General features: G+C 54.5%; 23 protein-coding genes. 10 read left to right on the top strand and 13 right to left on the bottom strand.

Annotated features, from left to right (window positions below; translation table 11 throughout):
* The first annotated feature begins 21 nt into the window (after window positions 1-21).
* The 4 genes from MUU47_RS04730 to narI are packed head-to-tail and all read left to right on the top strand — an operon-like array spanning window position 22 to window position 6,678.
* A complete protein-coding gene (locus MUU47_RS04730) occupies window positions 22-3,762 on the top strand; it encodes a nitrate reductase subunit alpha (RefSeq protein WP_258987012.1) in 3,741 nt (1,246 codons plus the stop codon).
* Window positions 3,759-5,303: a nitrate reductase subunit beta gene (gene narH / locus MUU47_RS04735; protein ID WP_258987013.1), complete on the top strand. Its 1,545-nt coding sequence runs from the start codon at window positions 3,759-3,761 to the stop codon at window positions 5,301-5,303. Before MUU47_RS04730 ends, narH begins: the two co-directional genes overlap by 4 nt.
* Window positions 5,303-6,001, top strand: coding sequence for a nitrate reductase molybdenum cofactor assembly chaperone (narJ, locus tag MUU47_RS04740; RefSeq protein ID WP_258987014.1), 699 nt, complete (start codon window positions 5,303-5,305; stop codon window positions 5,999-6,001). Before narH ends, narJ begins: the two co-directional genes overlap by 1 nt.
* On the top strand, window positions 5,998-6,678 hold the full coding sequence (gene narI, locus MUU47_RS04745; protein ID WP_258987016.1) for a respiratory nitrate reductase subunit gamma: 681 nt from the start codon (window positions 5,998-6,000) through the stop codon (window positions 6,676-6,678). The genes narJ and narI overlap by 4 nt, the downstream gene beginning before the upstream one ends.
* Window positions 6,679-6,723: 45 nt before the next feature.
* Here narI and nhoA read toward each other — a convergent pair whose 3' ends face one another.
* Window positions 6,724-7,569 (bottom strand): N-hydroxyarylamine O-acetyltransferase, encoded by an 846-nt coding sequence (gene nhoA / locus MUU47_RS04750; protein ID WP_258987017.1) that lies wholly within the window; start codon window positions 7,567-7,569, stop codon window positions 6,724-6,726.
* Between the two features lie 152 nt (window positions 7,570-7,721).
* Here nhoA and MUU47_RS04755 point away from each other — a divergent pair, with 152 nt between their 5' ends.
* The 3 genes from MUU47_RS04755 (at window position 7,722) to MUU47_RS04765 (ending at window position 10,300) form a co-directional block, all read left to right on the top strand.
* Window positions 7,722-8,294 carry a flavin reductase family protein gene (locus MUU47_RS04755; protein ID WP_258987018.1) on the top strand — a complete coding sequence of 191 codons (573 nt, stop codon included), beginning with the start codon at window positions 7,722-7,724 and terminating at the stop codon, window positions 8,292-8,294.
* A 348-nt stretch (window positions 8,295-8,642) separates the two neighbouring features.
* Window positions 8,643-9,980 carry a hypothetical protein gene (locus MUU47_RS04760; protein ID WP_258987019.1) on the top strand — a complete coding sequence of 446 codons (1,338 nt, stop codon included), beginning with the start codon at window positions 8,643-8,645 and terminating at the stop codon, window positions 9,978-9,980.
* Window positions 9,977-10,300, top strand: a complete 324-nt coding sequence (locus tag MUU47_RS04765) for a hypothetical protein (RefSeq protein WP_258987021.1) — start codon at window positions 9,977-9,979, stop codon at window positions 10,298-10,300. Before MUU47_RS04760 ends, MUU47_RS04765 begins: the two co-directional genes overlap by 4 nt.
* A gap of 77 nt (window positions 10,301-10,377) precedes the next feature.
* Here MUU47_RS04765 and pptA read toward each other — a convergent pair whose 3' ends face one another.
* Both pptA and MUU47_RS04775 read right to left on the bottom strand, forming a co-directional pair.
* On the bottom strand, window positions 10,378-10,608 hold the full coding sequence (gene pptA / locus MUU47_RS04770; RefSeq protein WP_159768618.1) for a tautomerase PptA: 231 nt from the start codon (window positions 10,606-10,608) through the stop codon (window positions 10,378-10,380).
* Between the two features lie 47 nt (window positions 10,609-10,655).
* The gene (locus MUU47_RS04775; protein ID WP_258987022.1) at window positions 10,656-11,288 is read right to left on the bottom strand and encodes a glutathione S-transferase family protein; all 633 of its coding nucleotides are present in this window, start codon (window positions 11,286-11,288) and stop codon (window positions 10,656-10,658) included.
* A 190-nt stretch (window positions 11,289-11,478) separates the two neighbouring features.
* Here MUU47_RS04775 and uxuA point away from each other — a divergent pair, with 190 nt between their 5' ends.
* Both uxuA and MUU47_RS04785 read left to right on the top strand, forming a co-directional pair.
* A complete protein-coding gene (gene uxuA / locus MUU47_RS04780; RefSeq protein WP_258987023.1) occupies window positions 11,479-12,546 on the top strand; it encodes a mannonate dehydratase in 1,068 nt (355 codons plus the stop codon).
* A 57-nt stretch (window positions 12,547-12,603) separates the two neighbouring features.
* Window positions 12,604-13,941: a gluconate:H+ symporter gene (locus tag MUU47_RS04785; protein ID WP_258987024.1), complete on the top strand. Its 1,338-nt coding sequence runs from the start codon at window positions 12,604-12,606 to the stop codon at window positions 13,939-13,941.
* A 29-nt stretch (window positions 13,942-13,970) separates the two neighbouring features.
* On the opposite strand, the gene MUU47_RS04790 is transcribed toward MUU47_RS04785, so the two are convergent.
* The 10 genes from MUU47_RS04790 to MUU47_RS04830 all read right to left on the bottom strand — a co-directional run bounded on the left by MUU47_RS04790 (window position 13,971) and on the right by MUU47_RS04830 (window position 22,614).
* Window positions 13,971-14,822 (bottom strand): ABC transporter substrate-binding protein, encoded by an 852-nt coding sequence (locus tag MUU47_RS04790; protein WP_258987248.1) that lies wholly within the window; start codon window positions 14,820-14,822, stop codon window positions 13,971-13,973.
* Between the two features lie 44 nt (window positions 14,823-14,866).
* Complete coding sequence (locus MUU47_RS04795) at window positions 14,867-15,643, bottom strand: amino acid ABC transporter ATP-binding protein (RefSeq protein ID WP_258987025.1); 777 nt, start codon at window positions 15,641-15,643, stop codon at window positions 14,867-14,869.
* Window positions 15,627-16,547, bottom strand: a complete 921-nt coding sequence (locus MUU47_RS04800; protein ID WP_258987027.1) for an amino acid ABC transporter permease — start codon at window positions 16,545-16,547, stop codon at window positions 15,627-15,629. Before MUU47_RS04800 ends, MUU47_RS04795 begins: the two co-directional genes overlap by 17 nt.
* Before the next feature lie 9 nt (window positions 16,548-16,556).
* Window positions 16,557-17,066: a GNAT family N-acetyltransferase gene (locus MUU47_RS04805; protein ID WP_258987028.1), complete on the bottom strand. Its 510-nt coding sequence runs from the start codon at window positions 17,064-17,066 to the stop codon at window positions 16,557-16,559.
* Between the two features lie 11 nt (window positions 17,067-17,077).
* Window positions 17,078-18,010 carry an ABC transporter substrate-binding protein gene (locus MUU47_RS23625; RefSeq protein WP_509908858.1) on the bottom strand — a complete coding sequence of 311 codons (933 nt, stop codon included), beginning with the start codon at window positions 18,008-18,010 and terminating at the stop codon, window positions 17,078-17,080.
* Between the two features lie 40 nt (window positions 18,011-18,050).
* Window positions 18,051-19,364, bottom strand: coding sequence for an LLM class flavin-dependent oxidoreductase (locus tag MUU47_RS23630; protein ID WP_509908859.1), 1,314 nt, complete (start codon window positions 19,362-19,364; stop codon window positions 18,051-18,053).
* Window positions 19,365-19,406: 42 nt separating this feature from the next.
* Window positions 19,407-20,528 (bottom strand): amidohydrolase, encoded by a 1,122-nt coding sequence (locus MUU47_RS04815; RefSeq protein WP_258987029.1) that lies wholly within the window; start codon window positions 20,526-20,528, stop codon window positions 19,407-19,409.
* Window positions 20,525-21,526: an MsnO8 family LLM class oxidoreductase gene (locus MUU47_RS04820; protein ID WP_258987030.1), complete on the bottom strand. Its 1,002-nt coding sequence runs from the start codon at window positions 21,524-21,526 to the stop codon at window positions 20,525-20,527. Before MUU47_RS04820 ends, MUU47_RS04815 begins: the two co-directional genes overlap by 4 nt.
* A 98-nt stretch (window positions 21,527-21,624) precedes the next feature.
* Window positions 21,625-22,170 carry an AAA family ATPase gene (locus MUU47_RS04825; RefSeq protein WP_258987031.1) on the bottom strand — a complete coding sequence of 182 codons (546 nt, stop codon included), beginning with the start codon at window positions 22,168-22,170 and terminating at the stop codon, window positions 21,625-21,627.
* A 45-nt stretch (window positions 22,171-22,215) separates the two neighbouring features.
* Complete coding sequence (locus tag MUU47_RS04830) at window positions 22,216-22,614, bottom strand: (R)-mandelonitrile lyase (RefSeq protein ID WP_258987033.1); 399 nt, start codon at window positions 22,612-22,614, stop codon at window positions 22,216-22,218.
* Between the two features lie 478 nt (window positions 22,615-23,092).
* On the opposite strand from MUU47_RS04830, the gene ansP reads away from it, so the two are divergent.
* On the top strand, window positions 23,093-24,556 hold the full coding sequence (ansP, locus tag MUU47_RS04840) for an L-asparagine permease (protein WP_258987034.1): 1,464 nt from the start codon (window positions 23,093-23,095) through the stop codon (window positions 24,554-24,556).
* Window positions 24,557-24,621: the final 65 nt, after the last annotated feature.

A 24,621-nucleotide genomic window follows, 5' to 3' on the forward strand; every position in this document is an offset into this window, starting at 1 on the left:
GGCCCCGTCAGGAGAAATGTCATGAGTAAGCTACTGGACAGGTTTCGCTACTTTAAGCAAAAAGAGGAAACCTTCGCGAACGGTCACGGCCAGGTGTACAACACCAACCGCGACTGGGAAGACAGTTATCGCCAGCGCTGGCAGTTCGACAAAATCGTGCGCTCCACACACGGGGTGAACTGCACCGGCTCCTGTAGCTGGAAAATCTACGTAAAAAACGGGCTGGTGACCTGGGAAACCCAGCAAACCGATTACCCGCGAACCCGCCCCGATTTACCCAACCACGAACCGCGCGGCTGCCCACGCGGGGCCAGCTACTCCTGGTATCTTTACAGCGCCAACCGGCTGAAATACCCGCTGATCCGCAAAAGCCTGATCTCCCTGTGGCGTGAGGCTCTCGAACAAAACCCTGACCCGGTTCACGCCTGGAATTCGATAATGCAAGACCCGGCCAAATGCCTGAAGTACAAACAGGCCCGCGGTCACGGCGGGTTTGTACGCTCCAACTGGAACGAACTGAATACGCTGATTGCGGCGGCCAACGTCTGGACCATCAAAAATTACGGCCCGGATCGCGTGGCGGGCTTTTCGCCAATCCCGGCGATGTCGATGGTTTCCTACGCCGCGGGGACACGTTATCTGTCGCTGCTTGGCGGTACCTGCCTCAGCTTCTACGACTGGTATTGCGATTTGCCACCCGCCTCGCCGATGACCTGGGGCGAGCAAACCGACGTGCCGGAATCCGCCGACTGGTATAACTCCTCGTACATCATCGCCTGGGGCTCGAACGTGCCGCAGACGCGCACGCCGGATGCACACTTCTTTACCGAAGTGCGCTACAAAGGCACCAAAACCATCGCCATCACCCCAGATTTCTCGGAAGTGGCCAAACTCAGCGACCAGTGGCTGGCGCCAAAACAGGGCACCGACAGCGCGCTGGCAATGGCGATGGGCCACGTCATGCTGCGCGAGTTTCATCTCGATAACCCAAGCGACTATTTCATCAACTACTGTCGCCGCTACACCGATATGCCGATGCTGGTGCAGCTCGATGCGCGTGAAGACGGCAGCTACGTGCCAGGCCGGATGCTGCGCGCATCGGATCTGGTTGATAACCTCGGCGAAAGCAATAATCCGCAGTGGAAAACCGTCGCCTTCAACACTGCGGGTGACCTGGTGGTGCCCAATGGCGCGATCGGCTTCCGCTGGGGTGAACAGGGCAAATGGAATCTTGAATCGATAGCCGCAGGCGCTGAAACCGAACTGCAGCTGACGTTGCTCGGGAATCACGACCGCATCGCGCCAGTGGCTTTCCCCTACTTTGGCGGCAACGAAAATCCGCATTTCCGCAGCGTGAAGCAGGACCCGATCCTGGTGCGTCAATTACCGGTTAAACAGTTGACGTTTGCCGACGGCGGCGCGGGTTTGGTGGTCAGCGTATACGATCTGATTTTGGCGAATTACGGCCTCGATCGTGGGCTGGACGATCCACTTTCGGCCAAAGATTACAGCGAAATAAAAGCCTACACCCCGGCATGGGCGGAACAAATCACCGGTGTGCCGCAGTATCACATTGCGCAAATCGCCCGTGAATTCGCTGATACTGCGCACAAAACCCACGGCCGTTCGATGATTATTCTCGGGGCCGGGGTCAACCACTGGTATCACATGGACATGAACTACCGGGGGATGATCAACATGCTGGTGTTCTGCGGCTGCGTCGGGCAAAGCGGCGGTGGCTGGGCACACTACGTCGGCCAGGAAAAACTGCGCCCGCAAACAGGCTGGCTGCCGCTGGCGTTTGCGCTGGACTGGAACCGCCCACCGCGCCAGATGAACAGCACCTCGTATTTCTACAATCACTCCAGCCAGTGGCGTTATGAAAAACTCACCGCCAAAGAGCTGCTCTCGCCGCTGGCCGACGCCAGTCAATTTACCGGGCACCTGATTGATTTTAACGTTCGCGCTGAGCGCATGGGCTGGTTGCCGTCCTCGCCGCAGCTCAATCTGAATCCTTTAAGCATTAAAGAGAGGGCCGACGCCGCGGGCGTAACGCCAGCCGATTACACCGCGCAGGCGTTGAAATCCGGCGATATCCGCATGGCCTGCGAACAGCCGGACAGCGGGAACAACCACCCACGCAACTTGTTTGTCTGGCGCTCCAATCTGCTCGGTTCATCGGGCAAGGGCCATGAGTATTTACTCAAATACCTGCTCGGTACCGAGAGCGGTATTCAGGGCGCAGCTCTCGGTGAAAGTGATGACGTGAAGCCGGAAGAAGTCGAGTGGCAAACCGCCGCCATCGAAGGCAAGCTCGACCTGCTGGTGACGCTCGATTTCAGGATGTCGAGCACCTGCCTGTTCTCCGATATCGTCCTGCCGACCGCCACCTGGTATGAAAAAGACGATATGAATACCTCGGACATGCATCCGTTCATTCATCCGCTGTCGGCGGCGGTGGACCCGGCCTGGGAAGCACGCAGCGACTGGGATATCTACAAAGGCATCGCCAAAGTGTTCTCTCAGGTGTGTGTCGGTCATCTGGGCACGGAAACTGACGTGGTGTTGCAACCGCTGATGCACGATTCTCCGGCCGAACTGTCGCAGCCGTTTGACGTTGCCGACTGGCGTAAAGGTGAATGCGAGTACGTACCGGGCAAAACCGGGCCGGGCATTGCGGTAGTGGAACGTGATTACCCGGCGACATATGAGCGTTTTACCTCACTCGGGCCGTTGTTGGACAAACTCGGCAACGGCGGCAAAGGCATTTCATGGAACACCGATAGCGAAATTGAGTTCCTCGGCAAACTGAATTATGTGAAGGCCGACGGCCCGGCGAAAGGCCGCCCACGCATCGAAACCGCTATTGACGCGTCCGAGGTTATCCTCGCCCTCGCCCCGGAAACCAACGGTCAGGTAGCGGTCAAAGCGTGGCAGGCGTTGAGCAAAATCACCGGACGCGAACATGCGCATCTGGCGCTGAACAAAGAAGACGAAAAAATACGCTTCCGCGATATCGTCGCCCAGCCGCGCAAAATCATCTCCAGCCCGACGTGGTCCGGTCTCGAGAGCGAACACGTCTCCTACAACGCGGGCTACACCAACGTTCACGAACTTATTCCGTGGCGCACCCTTTCCGGGCGCCAGCAGCTGTATCAGGATCACAAGTGGATGCGCGCGTTTGGTGAAAGCCTGGTGGCGTATCGCCCACCGATCGACACCCGCAGTGTCAGCCACATGAACACCATTCCGCCGAATGGTTTCCCGGAAAAAGCGCTCAACTTCCTGACGCCGCACCAGAAATGGGGCATTCACTCGACCTACAGCGAAAACCTGTTAATGCTGACGCTCTCACGCGGCGGGCCGATTGTCTGGCTCAGTGAAACCGACGCCAAAGAGCTCGGCATTGAGGATAACGACTGGATTGAAGCCTTCAACGCCAACGGCGCTCTCACCGCCCGCGCGGTGGTCAGCCAGCGCATTCCACCCGGCATGACCATGATGTATCACGCTCAGGAACGCATCATGAATATTCCAGGCTCTGAAGTGACCGGCCGACGCGGCGGCATTCACAACTCCGTGACCCGCATTTGCCCGAAACCCACGCACATGATTGGCGGTTACGCCCAGCTGGCGTGGAGCTTTAACTATTACGGCACCGTCGGCTCCAACCGCGATGAGTTCATCATGATCCGCAAAATGAAGAACATTAACTGGCTGGATGACGAAGGTAACGATCAGGTCCAGGAGGCGAAAAAATGAAAATCCGTTCTCAGGTTGGCATGGTTCTCAATCTCGACAAATGCATCGGCTGTCACACCTGCTCCGTGACCTGTAAAAACGTCTGGACCGGCCGCGAAGGCATGGAATACGCGTGGTTCAATAACGTCGAAACCAAGCCCGGTATCGGTTATCCGAAAAACTGGGAAGATCAGGAACAATGGGAAGGCGGCTGGATCCGCGGGATTAGCGGTAAGCTCACGCCGCGCCTCGGTGGCCGCCTTGCCCTGATGGCAAAAATATTCGCCAACCCGGTGCTGCCGTCGATCGACGATTATTACGAGCCGTTCACCTACGACTACCAGGATTTGCATCGCGCGCCGGAAGGCAAACATCTGCCTACCGCCCGCCCGCGTTCGCTTATCAGCGGGGAACGCATCAATAAAATCGAATGGGGCCCGAACTGGGAGGAACTGCTCGGCGGCGAATTTGAAAAACGCGCCAAAGACCGGAACTTCGAAAACATGCAAAAGGAGATGTATGGCCAGTTCGAAAACACCTTCATGATGTACCTCCCACGCCTGTGTGAGCATTGTCTTAACCCGAGTTGCGTGGCGACCTGCCCGTCAGGTGCCATCTACAAACGCGAAGAAGACGGCATTGTGTTGATCGACCAGGACAAATGCCGGGGCTGGCGCATGTGTATCAGCGGCTGTCCGTACAAAAAAATCTACTTCAACTGGAAAAGCGGCAAGTCAGAAAAATGTACGTTCTGCTATCCGCGCATTGAATCCGGCCAGCCAACCGTCTGTTCAGAAACCTGCGTCGGGCGCATTCGCTACCTCGGTGTGCTGCTGTACGATGCCGACCGCATTGAAGAAGCCGCCAGCACCGAACATGTGACCGATCTCTATGAGCGTCAGTGCGAGGTGTTCCTCAACCCGAACGACCCGGCGGTGATTGAAGAAGCGGTCAAACAGGGCATTCCGCAGAACGTGATTGAGGCCGCGCAGCAGTCGCCGGTATACAAACTGGCGATGGAATGGCAGCTCGCCCTGCCGCTGCATCCGGAATACCGCACACTGCCGATGGTCTGGTACGTGCCACCATTGTCACCGATTCAGTCCGTCGCCGATGCCGGCGCGCTGCCGCATAACGGCAATATTCTGCCGTCGGTCGAGAGCCTGCGCATTCCGGTTCAGTATCTCGCCAACCTGCTGGCCGCGGGCGACACTGGTCCCGTACTGCGTGCGTTGAAACGCATGATGGCGATGCGCCACTACAAACGCTCGCAAACAGTGGAAGGCGTGACCGACACCCGTGCGCTGGAAGAGACCGGCCTGACCGTGGAACAGGTGGAAGAGATGTACCGCTATCTCGCCATCGCCAATTACGAAGACCGTTTCGTGATCCCAACCAGCCACCGCGAAATGGCGAAAGAGGCCTTCCCGGAACGCAACGGCTGCGGATTCACCTTCGGCGACGGCTGCCACGGCTCCGACACCAAATTCAACCTGTTCAACAGCAAACGCATCGACGCGATCGACGTCTCCGGCGTGCGCCAGCATGGGGAGGGAGAATAATGCCGATCCTCAAGCTGATTGCGCTACTGCTGGAATACCCGGATGCGTTGCTGTGGGACAATCGCGACGACGCGCAGGCGCTGGTGACGCAGGATGCGCCCACGCTGGCGCCGTGGGTGGAGAACTATCTCAGCGCCCCGCTGCTCGACCAGCAGGAGCTGTGGTGCGACCTGTTTGAGCGCGGCAGCGCAATGTCGCTGCTGCTGTTTGAACACGTACATGGCGAATCCCGCGATCGCGGCCAGGCGATGGTGGATTTGATGGCGCAGTACGAACAGGCCGGTTTGCAGCTCGACTGTCGCGAACTACCGGACCATCTACCGTTGTATCTGGAGTTTCTCAGCACGCGCTCGCCGGAGGAAGCCCGCGAAGGCTTGCAGAACGTCGCACCGATCCTGGCGCTGCTTGGCGGCAGGCTGAAAGAACGTCAGTCAAACTACTATCAACTGTTCGATACCCTGCTTTTGTTGGCTAACAGCCCGTTAAGAAGTGACAGTGTCACTCATCAGGTGAAAACCGAACCGCGCGACGACACCCGACAGGCATTGGACGCCGTGTGGGAGGAGGAACAGGTGAAGTTTATCGAAGACAATGCCACTTCCGCCTGCGACAGTTCCCCCCTGCAAAGTTATCAGAAACGTTTTAGCCAGGACGTTGCACCGCAGTACGTTGACGTCCGTTCCGGAGGCCCCAAATGAGCCACTTCTTTGACGTCTTCTTTTACGATATTTACCCCTATATCTGCGGCTCGGTGTTTATCATCGGCAGCTGGCTGCGTTACGACTACGGGCAATATACCTGGCGCGCGGGTTCGAGCCAGATGCTCGATAAACGCGGGATGGTGCTGTGGTCGAACATGTTCCACATCGGCATCCTCGGCGTCTTTTTCGGCCACGCGTTTGGGATGCTGACCCCGCACTGGATGTACGAATCGTTCCTGCCTATTTCCGTGAAGCAGCAAATGGCGATGATTCTTGGCGGGGCGTGCGGCGTACTGACGCTAATTGGCGGGGCAGGCTTGCTGATTCGTCGGCTGTTTAATCCCCGCGTTCGCGCCACGTCGACGACTGCCGATATCCTGATCCTCAGTATTTTACTGATTCAGTGCATTTTGGGCCTGTCGACGATTCCGTTCTCGGCGCAGCACCCGGACGGCAGCGAAATGATGAAACTGGTCGGCTGGGCGCAATCGGTGGTGACTTTCCAGGGCGGCGCGTCAACGCATCTCGCGGGGGTCGTGCTGGTGTATCGCGTCCATCTGGCGCTGGGAATGACCATTTTCCTGCTGTTCCCGTTCACCCGTCTGGTGCACGTGTGGAGCGCCCCGGTGGAGTATTTCACGCGGCGCTATCAGATTGTGCGGTCGCGGCGGTGAGAGTGCGTATCCCTTTCCCTTTCAGGAAAGGGATACAGCAAAAGCTTATTTCCCGGCCTCACCATGCGTATCAAACGCCGTCATTACCGCGGCTAAATCCGCCAGTGTGAAGCCATTTTTCGGGTCGTCGACGCCCTGACCAAATTTATCCTGCAACAGCAAATACAAACTTTCGACATCCGGTAAATTGATTGACTCAACAGTATGCCCGTCTTGCTGATGGGTGAAATGGTAGTTGGTCAGCGTCAGTTTGCCGCCGTCTGGCAAATGGCGGCACATCAGCAGATGATGGCGGAAATGCGACTGCGGCCAGTGCGCCGACCAGAAATTTCCCGCCACGTAATCGGCAATATATTGTGGCACCAAATCAAAATGATACATCGACTGCCAGCGGTCATGGTGACGGAACTGCAAAATCCAGTCGTTACCTTCATTCAGCAGACGATAAACACCGTGCGGTGTGGTTTGCTCTTTGTTTGCCTGAAGCTGAATCGGCGCGGTCAGCGTTTGTCCGCCAAAGCCAACGTCAGCAATCCAGCGCTCACCGGCCAAATCAATCACCAGCAAACGATGCGTACGCGGCGGCATTTGCGGCGGATTAGACAACACTACGCGCCCCAGCACGCTACGCACATCAAAACCGATTTCACGCAGCACGCGTTCAAACAGGCCGTTCTGCTCGAAGCAGTATCCGCCGCGACGGGCGTGAATGAGCTTATCCTCAAGAGACTGATCGTCGAGCTGGATTTCGCGCGGCAGCAGCACATCCAGATTCTCAAAGGGAATGGTGCAGGTGTGGCGCAAATGCAGCCCACGCAGCGTTTCAATGTCGACCGCGACGGAATCGGTCCAGCTCAGACGGGCTAAATACGCAGTTAAAAATGGGCTCATACGGCCTCCATGCTTCAGTGATTATGCTTTTTATAACGTATTTTATTTTTCCGACAGGCGATTTTGTGCGGTCATTTTTTCCGTTTGTGCGCCATCGCTATTTTCCGCAGCCGGAACACGCTTAAATGCAGCAAACAACCAGGAGAATTGCTATGAGCCGTTTTCGTCCCGTGGAATTAAAACATGCCAGCCGCCTGCTCAATCATGGGCCAACGGTGCTTATCACCAGCTACGACGAGAGTATTGACCGGCGCAATATCATGGCCGCCGCGTGGTCGATGCCGGTGGAGTTTGAACCACCGCGCATTGCTATCGTGGTAGATAAAAGCGCCTGGTCGCGCGAACTTATTGAACGTAGCGGAAAGTTCGGCATCGTCATTCCCGCCGTGGATGCGGCGAACTGGACCTACGCCGTCGGCAGCGTCAGCGGGCGCGATGAGGATAAATTCAACTGTTACGGTATTCCGGTCGAACACGGCCCGGTGCTTGGCCTGCCGGTCGTCGAAGAAAGATGTCTGGCGTGGATGGAGTGCAAACTGCTGCCCGCGACGGCAGCGCAGGAAAAATACGACACGCTGTTTGGCGAAGTGGTGGCGGCAGCCGCCGATGAACAGGCCTTCATTGCCGGGCGCTGGCAATTCAACGGCGATCGCCGCAATACGCTGCATCATCTCGGCGCTGGCACCTTTGTCACCAGCGGCCGGATGATTAAAGCAGCGGAGTGATTTGTAGTTATCGCCGAAAAATGTATCAAACGGCGTTAGGTCCAGGGAACAGCCCCCCTGACGCCCAAAAATCCCGCCTGTTAATAATTATAAGTATCCTTCCTCCATTAATATTTACTTGCTGAATAAAAAAGCACAAACAACCACCATTACTCCTTGATTTTATTAATATTGAAAAAAGACAAATAACTTCTTTACTTGTTGCTGGTGGTCGATGGGACTTTAATATGTATGGCTAAGCGGAAGTGACTATGTATAAAAGGATTTTTTAAACACAGCTCACCCTTTACTTACAGAAAGTAACTAACGGTAACAGTGCGACCTTTACGGCTGAGATAAAGGATGCACATGACACCATCCTTGACGCACGAAAACGTAATCGGCATCACCGTAATACGTTGCATACCCATCAGGAATCATATTATACCCTATAGTAAAATGCCTCATTCTCGTCGTCAGGCCCGTCAGGATAAACGTACTCTTGATGGCGAACTGAATTCCGGACAGTATTTAACCCCCAACGTTAACAATAATATCTTAGAGAGCATTATCAATCAGGACGGAAAGGTTGTCAGTAGCCCGCAAGGCGTCAACATCAACGGAAAAACCAGTGCGTTGATGCTTCATAACAAAATACTGGAAGCTTTTATTTCCATTAATATACTTAACGAGCCAGGTGAAATTGGTATTTATCTGGATCGATACACAGCAGAGTTGAGCAAAGTCATTAATAAACTCACTTTTGATAATGAACTGGGGGACCTGCGAGTATTTTTGAATGGTTCAGAAAAAAAGCTCAGAGAAGTATTCAACGCTACAACTTTTAATCCTCTTTCTGCCAGTTCAGACCAGATAGGTCGGATGCCAGAGGGTTCCAAAGATGAGGTGACTGACTGGTTATACAAAGAGTTGAATGCCATAACAAAGTCACACAATTTCAAACTCGTGCTCACCAAAGTCAAAGCACTCAGTTCATTTGGCACGACCATCTGGCAACTGCTTTCTCCCGCCGATATCAGGGTTGCTGATGCTAATGCTGCCTCTTTGGAGCGTTTATTTTATCAGTCTGAACTCAGAAATTCCGGCAACATAAACGCCAGTTTTTCTGAATTTCGTCAGAATACTCGTTCAGCGTTGTTTGATAATCCTACTACACGTGCGCGAAGTGAAAGGATGCCAGTGCTGAATGGCGTTCCTGTCAAGGGGGTGTATTCCGATGCGGCCACGCATGGTCTTGGTTTTGGTCAGGTGGTCCAGAGATCAACTGACCCGGAAGAAACGAATAAATTGTATAATTTACTTGCTGGTGAGCATAACGTGCCTAATAGCCAGATAAACGCCATACGCCGGCAGAATGCACCTATTGGTGATCTCAACCGCCCTTATATGCTGACTGATAATGAATTTAAAAATTTACCAGGGAAATGGGACGAAAAGGATAAAAACTCGTTACCCCAGCCACACAACCCTTACAGTGTCAAAGAGAAGCAACCAGCGGCATATTCCCTTTACAATATCAAAAGAAAAATAATCGAGCAGCGACTTAGTCATGGGGTAGGAATCAACCGCTGGCAACCATACGGGCTTTTCGGCACTTACGCTAATCTGGCTGGATTCCCCTCTGCTGGCGCACAGTCAGGAGGGACGACAGATGTAATGCTGGCTTTACAGATGTTAAGTGGGTGAGCATATATAGTCCGATTAATAGCAGAGCAGTAGAAGCCATCACCCTGGCAGTTGCGGCATTTATGAACTTTGGTGGTTATCATACCTTCTCAGAGGTTTACCCGGTTGGCATGTCCGTAGCACATAATGAAATGATGAACCCTGTTACCACAGCCACGGGATTCAGCCATTCACCGTTATATCTGAATATGCTGACAAGTTACTGTAAATTTAACCCTAAGGTTAAAAACGAGAATACGTCCAATAATCTTTGGAAATTCTTCTATGAATACAAGGCGCAGACTATTTCTCACCGTAATCCAACTATTTCCGAAGAATAAGGGCGAAATGTAATGACGAGCGTCAATCTGTTGCTTTACAGCGTGACGCTCTGATTGCAGACGAAGCAGGGTGTTTTTTACAGACTGTATCCCGGTTTTTTGAGCAACGTCTCGAGCTGCGGACCAATCTCTTTGTCCCAGACCTGTGCTTTCCAGTCGGCTTCAGCCACCTGCTCCAGACCAACGCTAATTGCGCCGTCTTTACTGCCAAGATGACGGGTAATCGCAGCGGCAATATCCGCGGCCAGCGCGTCCTTTTGTTCGTCGTTCAGGTCACGGGGAAAACATTTGATAGCTACATGCGGCATGGTGGTCTCCTTATTGTGTTCCCTAAAACTATCATCTTCTCAGCGGCCTAATTAGCGTTTTGTGCAGTTATGATGTCGTTTTCGCTCAGGACGTGGTGCAGTGCTTCACGCTTTTCAATGTGGTCTGCAATGGCGCTCAGGCGTGGACAGTTTTCGGCAAACCACGCTGCACGCGGGCCCCAGGTTCGCATCACCACGATATACGCATCCATTAACGTGACGTTGTCACCCATCGCGTACGGCCCCACCAGTTGACCATCAAGCCATTGATACAGCGTTTTCCGGTAAGCAATACAGCTATTTTGCAGCTGCTCCGGGGCGCCAGGCGCAAAGCGTTCAGGGTAATCAGCATAGGTAAACGTCGGATAGACGTTCGCCACCAGCCACACCAGCAGACGCTGAAACAGCGTGCGCTGCGCTGAGCCAATGGGCGGTGCCAGTTCGGGACGATGGTCGAGGATCATCAGCGCAATGGCGGCGGATTCGGTCATTACGCTGCCATCGTCCAGCCGCAGGGTCGGCACCTGACACAGCGGATTGATTTGGGCCAGCACGTCATGCTGCGGGCCGGGATTATCGAAGCCGTTCACGTTGACAAAATGGTACGGCATCTCTGCCATCGTCAACATCACTTCGCTGATTGCCGAACCCCAGCCCGGCACACCATAGAGCGTTAACATACGTTTGCCTCCTATGAATGCAGAAACAAAAGTATGGACCAGATTCCGGCATAGGGGTTTTGGACTCGTCGATTGAGACTGCCCCCGTCATCGGTCTATTTTGTGACTTATGTCGAAAAAATCAGCTTTAATAGACTTTAACATAGATACTAGTATGGTAATTAGGTTTTCAGCTAAAGGTGTGATGAGTATGCAAATGACAATGCGCTGGTTTGGACCAGCAGAAGATAAGATTTCCCTGCAACACATACGACAGGTGCCTGGCGTGGAAGGCATTGTGGGGGCGTTGTACGATGTTCCCGTGGGCGAAGTCTGGCCAAAAGATAAGATTCTGGCGCTGGCCACGCAGGCGCGTGAAGCGGGTTTGAAGCTGGAAGTTATTGAAAGTGTGAATATTCACGATGAGATTAAAATCGGCAGCCCTGGGCGCGACCGCTATATCGAGAATTATCAAACGACTATCCGCAATCTGGCTGAGATCGGCATTAAAATCATCTGCTACAACTTCATGCCGGTCTTTGACTGGATGAAAACGGATATGAACTATATTTTACCGGATGGCTCTCTGACGATGGCCTTTGAAAAGAAAGGCATCGACAAAAGTCTTGAGGATGTTGTTAAAGATGTTCTCGATAATTCAAACGGTTTCGCCCTGCCCGGTTGGGAGCCAGAACGTCTGGCTAAAGTGCAAGAGTTATTTGCGCAATACAAAGATGTCGATGACGACAAATTACGCGAAAATCTTGTCTATTTCCTGAAAGCCATCATTCCGGTATGTGAAGAGGTCGGGATTAAAATGGCGATTCATCCCGACGATCCGCCCTACTCCATCTTCGGGCTGCCGCGGGTTGTGAAAAATCGAGACGATCTTGATTGGCTGTGTAATGCAGTTGATTCCGAAGCAAATGGGATTACGTTATGCACCGGCTCAATTGCCGAAGATCCTGATAATAACGTTTACGACATACTGGCTGAGTTTACTCAACGCAAACGCATTCATTTTGCCCACGTACGTAATATTAAGATTATTAAAGATAAAGATTTTTATGAGTCGGCGCACTTATCACAATACGGCTCACTGGATATGTACAAAGTAATGAAATCGTTGCATGACAATGGCTTTGATGGCTATATTCGCCCCGATCACGGACGCTTTATTTGGGGTGAAACTGGCCGCCCCGGATACGGTTTATACGACCGGGCATTAGGTGTAACCTATCTCCTCGGTCTGTGGGAAGCACTCGAAAAACAAGATTAATATCCAGGCCGGCTATCCAGTCGGCATTTATTCAATGCGTTGAATGCAGGTAAACATATGTCCCCCTTACTGGCTCTGTTTTGGGTTCTGGTTGGTATCGCCCTTCTCGTCATAATGAATCTAAAATATAAATTCCACAATATATTTGCGTTGCTGATTGCGGGCATATTTGTCGCTATTATGGAAGGCATCCCAGTCGATAAAATTGTTCCGGTCATTCAGGATGGTCTCGGCGGTATTTTAGGGCATCTGGCACTTATTATTATATTTGGGGCGATCATTGGCCGGTTTATGACCGAATCAGGCGCCAGCCAGCAAATTGCCGATACCGTCATTAAGCGCTGCGGCACGCGTTTCTTGTCAACCGGACTGATGTTTGTTGGCGTCATTTTTGGGATTGCGATGTTTTATGAAGTGGCATTCTTGATAGCTATGCCGCTGGTATTGAATATTGCCAAAAAGGCGAACATTCCCTACATGAAGCTGGTTGTTCCTACGGTGGTAGGCGCCACGCTGGGGCACAGTCTTTTCCCACCACAGCCTGGCCCGGTAGCGCTTATCAGTGCATTTAATGCCGATATTGTTCAGGTGTATCTGTACGGAATCATTGTCATTATCCCTGCTCTTTTTTGCACCGGGATTTTACTGCCTAAATTTTTGCCCGGCATTAAATCAATCCCCCTGAACTCTATGATGAAACCGGTAGAAGAGAAGTCGTCAGCCGATCTTCCTTCTTTTGGTATCAGTATGCTAATACCTCTGATTCCGGCCGTGCTGATGGTGGTGGCATCGGTGGTAAAAGGATTTATGGGCGTCGATAGCGGCCTGGCAAAACTCTGCACGTTTTTAGGCAGCGCAGAAATCAGTATGCTGCTGGCAACAATGGCGGCCATTTGGTTTTTGGGTAAGAAACGAGGAATGTCCACTGAGAATATTACGCATTGCGTGAGTGATTCCATTGCCAAAATTGCCAACGTCCTGTTTGTTATCAGTGCAGGCGGGATCCTGAAACAGGTGATTATCGTCTCAGGTGTTGGGGGCCATATTGTCAGTATTATGAGTGACGTCTCACTCTCGCCATTTATTGTCGCGTGGATAATCACGGCTATTATTCGCATTCTCACCGGCCAGGGTGCAGTCGCGGCTATCACCTCAGCCGGCATTGTCGCGCCAATGGTTAATGCATTTCATCTGAATCCAGCGCTAATGTGCCTGGCCGTCGCCTGTGGCAGTAATACGATAACGCTAATGTACGATGGCGGTTTCTTATTATTCAAAGAGACTTTTGGTATATCCATGAAAGATACCTTCAAAACATGGGGACTACTTGAACTCATCAGCTCGATCGTCGGATTACTGATGGTATTGTTACTCAGCCTCGTGATTACGTCATAACGTTTATGCCTTTACGCCGTGGACCCAAATTATGGATAGGTGATCCCCGGCGGGTTAACGTCGGACTGCGCCACGCCCTCGCCGTCTTCACCCCAGCGCGCCAGAATACGCTGTACCTCACCGCGTTCAATACCGCCGTTCAGCGCGGCTTGCAGAGCATACACCAGCTGATTGCCCTTTTTGGTGGTGGTCGCCACATACGCTTTTTTCGGCCCCAGGCCGACGACGCTAGTTTTCCCGCTCAATGCCGCTTTATACGCCGAAACGGACTGCGGGCCGAAGAACACGTCGGCGCGTCCGGACTGAATGTAGAGATTGGCGGAAGCGTCATCAGTCAGGTACACCGGCAGCGCAGGCGTGCGCCCTGCTTTTTCGTTCTCAGCATTCCAGCCGAGTAAAATGCGCTCCTGATTCGTACCAGAACCGACAATCACCTTCTTACCGGAGAGATCGGCCGGCCCTTTAACCGTCGTTATCGGGCTCCCCGTTTTCACCGAAAACGCCAGCGAATCGACGCGATAGGTCGCAAAATCAAATTTCTGTTTGCGCTGTTCGGTGACCCCTATATTCACCAGCGCCACGTCATAGCGCCCGGAAGTAATGCCGAGCGGCCAGTCTTCCCACGCCGTCGGGACCAGTTTCAGCTTAAGGCCAAGGCTACCCGCCAGCAGTCGGGCGATATCCGGATCGCTGCCAATCCTTGTGCGGTTATCGCTGGCCAGTAACGCCAGCGGCGGAGAATTTAGCGCAGAAATCGCCACCGTCAGCGTGCCCGGTTCGACAAACTTATAGCTGCCGGGGATCTTTGCGATCGCCGCCTCATCGCGTACTACCGGCAGCGGCTGCTCATTCGCCTTCAGGTCAATGCGCCCTTCTGCCATCGCCGAGCTGGCGCACAGCAGCCCACCCAGTAACATCCATTTATTCATGACAGTACCTTTGATAAAAATTGTCGGGTTCGCGGGTGCTGGGGGCGATTCAGGACCGCGTCGCTTTCGCCCTGTTCCACAATTTTGCCGTCGACCATAAATACCACCTGGTCCGCCACTTCGCGCGCAAAACCAATCTCATGCGTCACCACCACCAGCGTGGTGCCAGACCGGGCCAGCTTTTTGATAACGTCCAGCACTTCACCCACCAGTTCAGGATCGAGGGCCGACGTGGGTTCATCAAACAGCATCACTCGCGGATCGAGCGCCAGCGCCCGCGCAATGGCAATGCGCTGCTGTTGCCCACCCGACAAATGTCGCGACCAGGCATCGGCCTTATTGCGCAGCCCGACCACGTCCAGCAGCGCATAAGCACGTTCCGTCGCCTGCTTACGGCTCAGTTGGCGATGCGCCACCGGCGCTTCAATCAGGTTTTCCAGCACCGTCATGTGCGGGAACAGATTGAAATTCTGAAACACGTAACCGACGTTCACGCGCTGGCGTAGGATCTCTTTTTCCTTGAGTTCGTACAGCTTATCGCCCTGCCGGCGATAGCCAATGTAGTCCCCATCAATCTGGATAAACCCTTCATCGACGCGCTCCAGATGATTAATGGTGCGCAGCAACGTCGATTTTCCCGATCCTGACGGGCCCAAAATCACCGTCACCGTTCCGGGCGGGATCTCCAGCGACACGTTATCCAGCGCTTTATGGCGACCGAAAAATTTACTGACGCCGGTAATCGAAATATGGCCTTCAGGAGAGTTGAGCATGGGCAGCCTCCGGGGTTGGTGTGGCGGTAGATACCGCGGCGCGGCTGCGGTTGCTGTTCACAGCGGAGCGGCGTTCGCTCTTCGCCAGCGCCCGTTCAACCAAATACTGAATGGCGGAGAGGAAACTGGTGATCACCAGATACCACACTGCACCCACCATCAGTAGTGGAATGACTTCCTGCGTGCGGTTGTAGATCATCTGGATGGTGTAAAACAGCTCCGGCATTGCCAGTACGTACACCATCGCGGTGCCCTTCGCGAGGCTGATAATTTCGTTGAAACCGGACGGTAAAATGGTGCGCAACGCCTGCGGTAAAATGATGCGTAGCGTGCGTCGCCAGGCGGGTAAACCGAGCGCTGACGCGGCTTCATATTGCCCATGATCGACCCCAAGAAAACCGCCGCGAATGATTTCTGCCGTGTAGGCACTTTGCACCAGCGTCAGACCCACCACCGCCGTTGAAAACTGGCCGAGCACGTTAATAGTCTGGTAACTGGCCCACGTAATCCCGGTAAACGGAATGCCGACCGACAGCGTGTCGTAGAGATACGAAAAGTTGTACAGCACGATCAGTACCACGATCAGCGGCAACGAGCGGAACAGCCAGATGTACGCCCACGCCAGGCTGCTGAGCAACCAGGAGGACGACAGCCGGCACAGCGCCAGCAGGCCACCAAACATCACGCTCAGTACCGTGCCGAGCAACGTTAACAGCAGCGTTTGCCCAAGCCCTTCCAGTATCACCGGGTCAAAGAACCAGCGGGCGAATACTGCCCATTCCCAGCGCGGATTAAAGGCCACCGACTGCACCACAATCGCCAGCACCAGCAGCGCCACGCCTGCCCCAACGATACGCAGCGGATATCGCGCGGGCACCACTTTGATGGTTTCGTTGCTCTTCATTGTCATTCCTCAGGCACTTTTGCTGAGCACCGGCAGCGCCAGCGCTTTGGTGAACCGCAGCCGACCGTCAAACGGCGGACGACTGTACTCTTCCGGGTCGCGATCGAGATCGAACTGCGGCTGATAGCCCTGGCTGAGATACAAACGCACCGCTTCCGGCTGGCGGAAACCGGTGGTCAGGTACATCTGCACATAGCCCGCGAGCCGTGCCCGACGTTCAAGTTCTGCCACCACCCGACCGGCGAGCCCTTGCTGGCGCAGCGTTTTGTCGGTCCAGATGCGTTTAATTTCCGCGGTCTGCTCGTCATAGGGTTTGTACGCCCCGGTGGCGATGATCGCGCCGTCGCGCTCCAGCACGATAAACAACCCCTGTGGCGCGAGATACCACTCGGTCTGTTCCACTTCCGCATCACGCGAAAAGTAGTCGCCGTAACGCGCGGCATACTCGGCAAACAGACCGTCTAAAATCGGCTCAAGCTCGGCATCTTCCGGGGAAACATCACGAAAGCGTTCAGTCATGGTGAGGCTCCTCAGTCGCCGAGTCCGGCAGGGTTGAGTTCAGAATGCGGAATGCGTTCTACGCTTTCGCCCCAGCGGTTCAGCACTTTGTCGTAGTCACCGTTCTGGATGACGCCGTTCAGCGCCGTTTGTACCGGTTCAGCTAAACCACTGCCTTTTTTCAGCGTTACAGCGATGTGCGCCGCCTTCGGCCAGCCGCCGTCGACGCTGCCGACCAGCTGCGTTTTACCGTTGAGCGCTGCTTTCCACGCACCAATCACGTTCGGACCAAAATAGGCATCGGCGCGTCCGGACTGCAGCGCCAGGGTTTGCGCCGCATCATCTTTGGTGTAAACCGGGATAAACGGTTTTAAGCCCTTTTTGAGGTTTTCCGCATTCCACGCCAGCAGAATGGCTTCCTGGTTGGTACCGGAGCCGACGATAATCCGCAGCCCGGCGATATCTTCCGCTTTCTCAATCTTGCCAATTGAACTGCCCGATTTGACGTAGAACCCCAGCGAATCTTTGCGGTAGGTGGCAAAATCAAACTTCTCTTTGCGCTCTTTGGTCACCGTAATATTGCTGACTGCGGCATCATATTTGCCGGAGGCCACGCCGAGCGGCCAGTCTTCCCAGGAGGTCACTACCACGTTGAGCTGCAGCCCGAGGCTGTCGGCGACCAGACGGGCGATATCCACTTCGCTGCCGAGCAGGGTTTTGTTGTCATCAGAAAACACGGTCAGCGGCGGCTGATTCAGGCCCGCCACGGCAACGGTGAATTTGCCCGGCACCGCCGGTTTAAAGCTCGCGGGGAGTTGAGCTATCGCCGACGGATTTTTATCGGTATTCACCGGCGTTTTATTGGCCTCTACGCTCACGCCTGTACCGTTAATAGTGACGTCGCTGGCCTGCACCAGCCCGGAAAATGCCAGCGCGATTGCCAGCAGTAACGATGATTTTTGCATGGTGAAGTCTCTCTTATTGTTTTGTGAACAGTGCTGGCAATTATTGTGTGAACTGATTGACGGGCAGCGTCAGCCCGAGGCTTTCACGAAGCGTTGTGCCAGGATAATCCTGACGGAACAGACCACGCGCCTGCAGCACCGGCACAACCCGGTCGACAAAGCGTGGGAAGGTATCCGGCGTGCCGCCCTGGATGATGAAACCGTCTGCTGCGTGGCTGTCGAACCACAGCTGTAAACCGTCGGCAACCTCCTCCGGCGTGCCGGAAAATCGCGGGCGTGGACTGGCCGCTTCCAGCGCCACCTGCCGCAGGGTTAACCCGCGCACGCGGGCATTGCGTTTGATTTCATCCGTGGTGCTGCGGAAACTGTTCTGTCCGAGGTCGCCCAGTTCAGGGAAAGGTTCATCCAGCGGATACTGGCTGAAATCGTGATGTTCGAAATAACGCCCCAGATAATTCAGCGCGTCTTCCACTGACACCAGCGCGGCAGTGGTCTGATATTGCTGTTCCACATCGTCGGCGTCATCCCCGACAATTACACTTACGCCCTGGAAAATATGCAGCTCATCAGCTCGTCGGCCGTGAATTTCGAGCTGGCTTTTCACATCGCGATAAAAATCCTGCGCTTCTGTCAGGGATTCATGATGGGTGAAAATAGCGTCGGCGTGGGTGGCGGCTAATTTTTTGCCGTCATCTGACGCACCCGCCTGGAATATAATCGGCCTGCCCTGCGGCGTACGCCCAATATTCAGCGGTCCAGCAATCTGGAAAAAATCACCGTGATGATAGAGGGTGTGCAGTTTTGACGCGTCGAAGAACTGCCCGCTGGCCTTGTTACGCACAAACGCATCGTCTTCCCAGGAATCCCACAGCCCTTTTACCACCTGCAAATATTCATCGGCGATGCGATAGCGCAGCGCGTGTTCGGGATGCTGTGCACGGGAAAAGTTCTTCGCCGACCCTTCCAGGGGCGACGTCACCACGTTCCAGCCCGCGCGGCCATTGCTCAAATGGTCGAGGCTCGCGAACTGGCGGGCGGTGATAAACGGTTCGCTATAAGATGTCGACAGCGTGCCGACCAGACCGAGATGCTGCGTCACGCTCGCCAGCGCCGATAAGACCGTCAGCGGTTCAAAGCGATTTAAAAAATGAGGGATCGACTTTTCATTGATATACAGGCCGTCGGCAACAAAAATAAAATCCAGCTTGCCCTGCTCCGCTTTTAACGCCGTTTGTTTCACAAACTCAAAATTAATACTGGCATCGGCCTGCGCCGCCGGATGACGCCAGGCAGACATATTTCCAGATGCACCATGTAATATCGTGCCAAGCCGTAATTGTCGTGCTGTAGACATAATGACCCCTTACCCTGCCGGTAATAAAAATTAAGAATGAAATTAAAGGTGCTGTAAGGCTTTTTCTGCCAGCGTTGCGAAATAGTGCGCCGCCGGAGTGATCAGTTTTTCATCCGGATTAAACGCCGGATGGTGCAGGCCAAATTCACTGGCGCTGCCGATACTGACGAATGCGCCAGGCGTCTGCTGCAAATACACGGCAAAATCTTCACCGCCCATGTGTAAATCTGCGGTGGCGGTGTGATAACCCACTTCGTCGGCCACGGTGGTGGCGAATTCGGCCCATTCGGCGGTATTCACCAGTGCGGTTGGCCCCGCGTGCCAGATAACGTCGATTTGCGCCCGGAATGCGCCAGCAAACCCGGCGGCGATTTCGCTCACTCGGGCTTTAACCTGCTGCTGAACGTCGGTTCGATGGGTGCGCAGCGTGCCTTCCAGTTCAACGTTTTCTGGCAGCACGTTCCAGGTATTGCCGCCCTGAATGCGCGTCACGCTCAGCACCATCGAATCCAGGGTGTTTACTTCGCGACTGGCGACGCTTTGCAGAGCGCTCACCAACTGGCTGGCGAGCAGGATCGCATCTTGTCCTTCATGAGGGCGGGCTGCGTGGGCACCCTTTCCGTGCACCCGCATCACGAAACGATCTACGTTGGCGTAGAACGCCCCGCCGCGAGTGGCAAAGGCGCCCACCGGCAGCCCTGGTTCGTTATGCATACCGAAAATGGCGGAAACGCCTTCCAGCGCTCCGGCGCGGATCAGCGTTTTTGCGCCGCCAAAATTCTCTTCGGCAGGTTGAAACAGAATACGGACTCGCCCCGGTAACTGTGCTTCGCGGGCGTTGAGCAGCAGCGCCGCGCCAAGCATCACGCTGGTGTGAATGTCATGGCCGCAGGCGTGCATGACGCCTGCATTTTGCGAACGGAATGCTACGTCTGCGGCCTCTTCAATCGGCAGAGCGTCGATGTCTGCGCGCAGCGCTATCACTTTTTCGCCCTGCCCAATCTCAACCACCAGGCCGGTTTTCAATGCATAGGGCAAAATCGACAGCCCGGCGCTTTGCAACCAGTCACGAATGCGCGCGGTGGTCGCCACTTCCTGTAAAGACAGCTCCGGGAACTGGTGCAACTCGCGCCGCCAGGTAATCAGCTGTTGTTCAAAGCTCATGACAGCACCTCCGCGCGGTTAAGTTCTTCTGCCAGCAGGCGCAACGACGCCAGACGGGCCGCACCTTCAGCCACCGGGGTGTCGATAATGAATTCGTCGATACCAAACGTGTGATGCAGCGTATCGAGTTGGTCATGAACCTGCCGCGCAGTGCCCGCAATGACGGCCGATTCGCGGCGCACAATTTCCACCGCCGGGCTGCCCGCCTGATGCGCAAAAGCGTCGGCCTGCTGCTGGCTGGCCACCGACACGCGCTGGCCGTTTTCCAGCCTCACGCCCCAGACCTCCACCTGTGCGGCAAGCTTCGCGGCCTGTATCGCATCCGGCGCGACAATAACCTGGACTGCGACTATCGCATCTCGCAGGCTGCGGTCGCGCCAGCGAGTCAGAACATCCCGCAGCAAATTTTTGTCACCGTTGAGGTGCGCCGCAAAAACAAAGTTCCAGTCGAGTCGAGCGGCCAGCTCGGCACTTTCGAGGCTCGCCCCCAGCAGAAAGCCGTCCGGACGCTGTGGTGGAACAGGCGTCGCCAGCACCGCATCGGCGCTTTCCGCTCGCGTCAGCGATAACCAGTTGTCCAGTTGCGCGAGCTGATCAGCGAACGTGCCCTTTTGTTGCAGATCGACGCCCTGCTGCAACGCGCGAGTGGAATGCGGTAAACCGCCTGGCGCTTTGCCGACACCCAGATCAACACGCCCCGGAGCCAATGACGCCAGTAGATTGAAGTTTTCCGCCACTTTGTATGGGCTGTAGTGTTGCAGCATCACGCCGCCGGACCCGATCCGAATACGGTGCGTCTGCCCCAGCAGCCAGCCAATCACCACTTCCGGGGACGGGCTCGCCAGCTGTGGCGTGTTGTGATGCTCGGCAATCCATAAACGGTGATAGCCCCAGGCGTCAGCCTGTTGCGCCAGTGTTAACGTGCGTGCCAGTGCCTGAGATGCGGTCTCGCCATCTGCCAGTGGGCTTTTATCCAGAATGCTGATTCGGTAAGACATGTCGCAGGCTCTTGATGAGGAACATGTCTGCATTATTAGAAGGGCTTGAGCCGTGTGAGAAACAATTTATTTACATTTGCTCTGCACAAAATTAGATATCAGTTGGTAGTGCTTACCGTCAATTTTGCAATAAGAGCGTCAGTATCGGCCTGATTTCGCAGCCTGACGAAGGTCAGGCCGGAAAATTGTGGGTCGTGCAAATCGGCCAAATAACGCTGTCGATTTTTATGCCAGGTTTTTAGCGTCCATAAAATAATCGAGTCTCGACTTAAAAACGAGAGTTGAAAACTTTCGTGATTTCCGGTGCCCGGCCACAGTTCCTGTTTCGTCCACGCTCGCGAAACTGCCCGACCAACAGCCTGACGTAACGTGCGCCAGAACCCATAATCCACCCATACAATCATCTCGACGTTACGCCATTTCACCGGACGAGTACGGTTATAATTGCCGTCGAGTACCCAGCCTTCACTGACGGCCAGTACTTCTTCCAGCCGAGCAAACAGTTCATCGTCTGGTGTTCCCTGCCAATCTGGGCGCCAGTAGAGCGTATCCATTTCTATGTAAGGTACATTCAATTGCGTAGCCAGACGGCGAGCCAGGGTTGATTTTCCCACGCCGCTAGTGCCCACCACGTTAATCCTCACCGCTCCCCCTCAGGCCTGCATCAAAGGTAAAGAATCCTTCGTTAATTAACGTCCGGCGTATTCTTCGTCCGTGACTTTATCGAGCCAGGTTACAGGCGAGCCATTCTCGGATTCAGCAATGGCGATATGCGTCATCGCCGTTGCTGAACTTGCACCGTGCCAATGTTTGATACCCGGCGGGATCCACGCGATATCGCCCTGATTCAGCGCCTGCGCTTCTTTCCCTTCTTCCTGCAACCAGCCGCGGCCCTGCGTCACAATCAGCGTTTGCCCCAGCGGATGTGTGTGCCATGCAGTGCGTGCGCCTGGTTCAAACGTTACCGTTGCCCCACCGACTTTTGCCGGGTCTGTTGCCTGAAACGGCGCATCAATTCTGACCTTGCCGGTAAACCATTGCTCTGGACCGGTTACAGACGGCAGTGAACCACTACGAATAATTTTCATACTTCCTCCTGGTTGATCTATTCAGCGTAGCGCGGAACGCCGTCGAAGATAAGACTGCATAATCAGATTGGTACTATGAATATGATTCATAAATGAGTACTTGAAGACGGGTGCCCGCCATTCCCCGGCGATTACCTCTACTCCCCTGGAATACGCCAGCACATCGCGGCGTTTGCCTTACTGATTGATGCGCTACGTCTGGCGTAACTTACTGGAATCTCTCCCGATTCGTTATGCTGTTGGTTTCCGATTAAACAGCAGATCTGACCACACGAAATGTTACGACATCCGTCACTGGATCGGCGGGTAAGTTTTGCGTCGCTTACCATTTGCAGGTACGATGCTGCGCCATGTTTTGCCTTATCTCTGCGTCAGAATGTTGAGAAAGGCAGAATTGTGTGCTGCCGCGCAATCGTTTAAACGCGGCGGTACTTTTGGACCCCTTATTGGGGTAAAGACAGGTAAATGGGATACAACAATGACCACACAAAACAACAGCGCGGCGGAGCATCACGCAGCTAAACGCCGCTGGCTGAACTCGCATGAAGCGGGTTATCACAAAGCGATGAGCAACCGTCAGGTTCAAATGATCGCCATTGGCGGCGCAATCGGTACCGGTCTGTTTTTGGGTGCCGGTGCACGCTTACAGATGGCTGGCCCCTCTCTCGCCATCGTCTATCTGGTGTGCGGTATTTTCTCCTTCTTTATTCTTCGTGCGCTCGGCGAACTGGTACTTCACCGTCCGTCCAGCGGCAGCTTCGTGTCCTACGCGCGTGAATTCCTCGGCGAAAAAGCCGCCTACGTGGCGGGCTGGATGTATTTCGTTAACTGGGCGATGACCGGGATAGTCGACATCACCGCCGTCGCACTGTACATGCACTATTGGGGCGCCTTTGGCGACGTACCGCAGTGGGTCTTTGCGCTTGGCGCACTGGCAATTGTCGGCACCATGAACATGATTGGTGTGAAATGGTTTGCCGAAATGGAGTTCTGGTTCGCGCTGGTGAAAGTGCTGGCGATCGTCGCGTTCCTCGTGGTCGGGACTGTTTTCCTCGGCAGTGGCAAACCGCTTGACGGCGGCACCACCGGCTTCCATTTAATCACCGATAATGGCGGTTTATTCCCGCATGGCCTGCTGCCTGCGCTGGTGCTGGTTCAGGGCGTGGTGTTTGCTTTCGCCTCTATTGAACTGGTCGGGACCGCCGCGGGGGAATGTAAAGACCCGCAGACGATGGTACCGAAAGCCATCAACAGCGTTATCTGGCGTATCGGCCTGTTCTACGTCGGCTCTGTGGTATTGCTGGTTCTGTTGCTGCCATGGAATGCCTATCAGGCAGGACAAAGTCCGTTCGTGACCTTCTTCTCGAAGCTCGGCGTGCCGTATATTGGCGACGTGATGAATATGGTGGTGCTGACGGCAGCCCTCTCTAGCCTGAACTCCGGGTTATATTCGACAGGTCGTATTCTGCGCTCTATGTCGATGGGCGGTTCCGCGCCGAAGTTCATGTCAAAAATGAGCAAACAACAGGTGCCTTACGCCGGGATCCTTGCGACGCTGGTGGTCTATGTCTTTGGCGTGTTCCTGAACTATCTGGTGCCGTCTCAGGTGTTTGAGATTGTCCTGAACGTCGCGTCTATCGGTATCATCGCTTCTTGGGCCTTTATCGTGGTGTGCCAGATGCGCCTGCGTAAGTGCATCAAAGAAGGGAAATGCGCGGATGTCAGCTTCAAAATGCCAGGCGCGCCCTTCACCTCATGGCTGACGCTGCTGTTCCTGTTCAGCGTACTGGTGCTGATGGCCTTTGATTATCCGAACGGCACTTACACCATCGGCTCGATTCCGCTGCTGGCCGTGCTGCTGGTTGCTGGCTGGTTTGGCGTGCGTAAGCGCGTGAATGAAATTCACAGTACCGCGCCGGTTCATCCGGATGATGTGAAGTAATTATAGGCCCGGTCAGCGTAAGCGCTACCGGGCAGTATAGTGAAAGCCCGGCGCAATCTTGCCGG

Origin of the sequence: Scandinavium hiltneri, from assembly GCF_024764835.1 — a bacterium.
Taxonomy (GTDB): Bacteria; Pseudomonadota; Gammaproteobacteria; order Enterobacterales; family Enterobacteriaceae; genus Scandinavium; species Scandinavium hiltneri.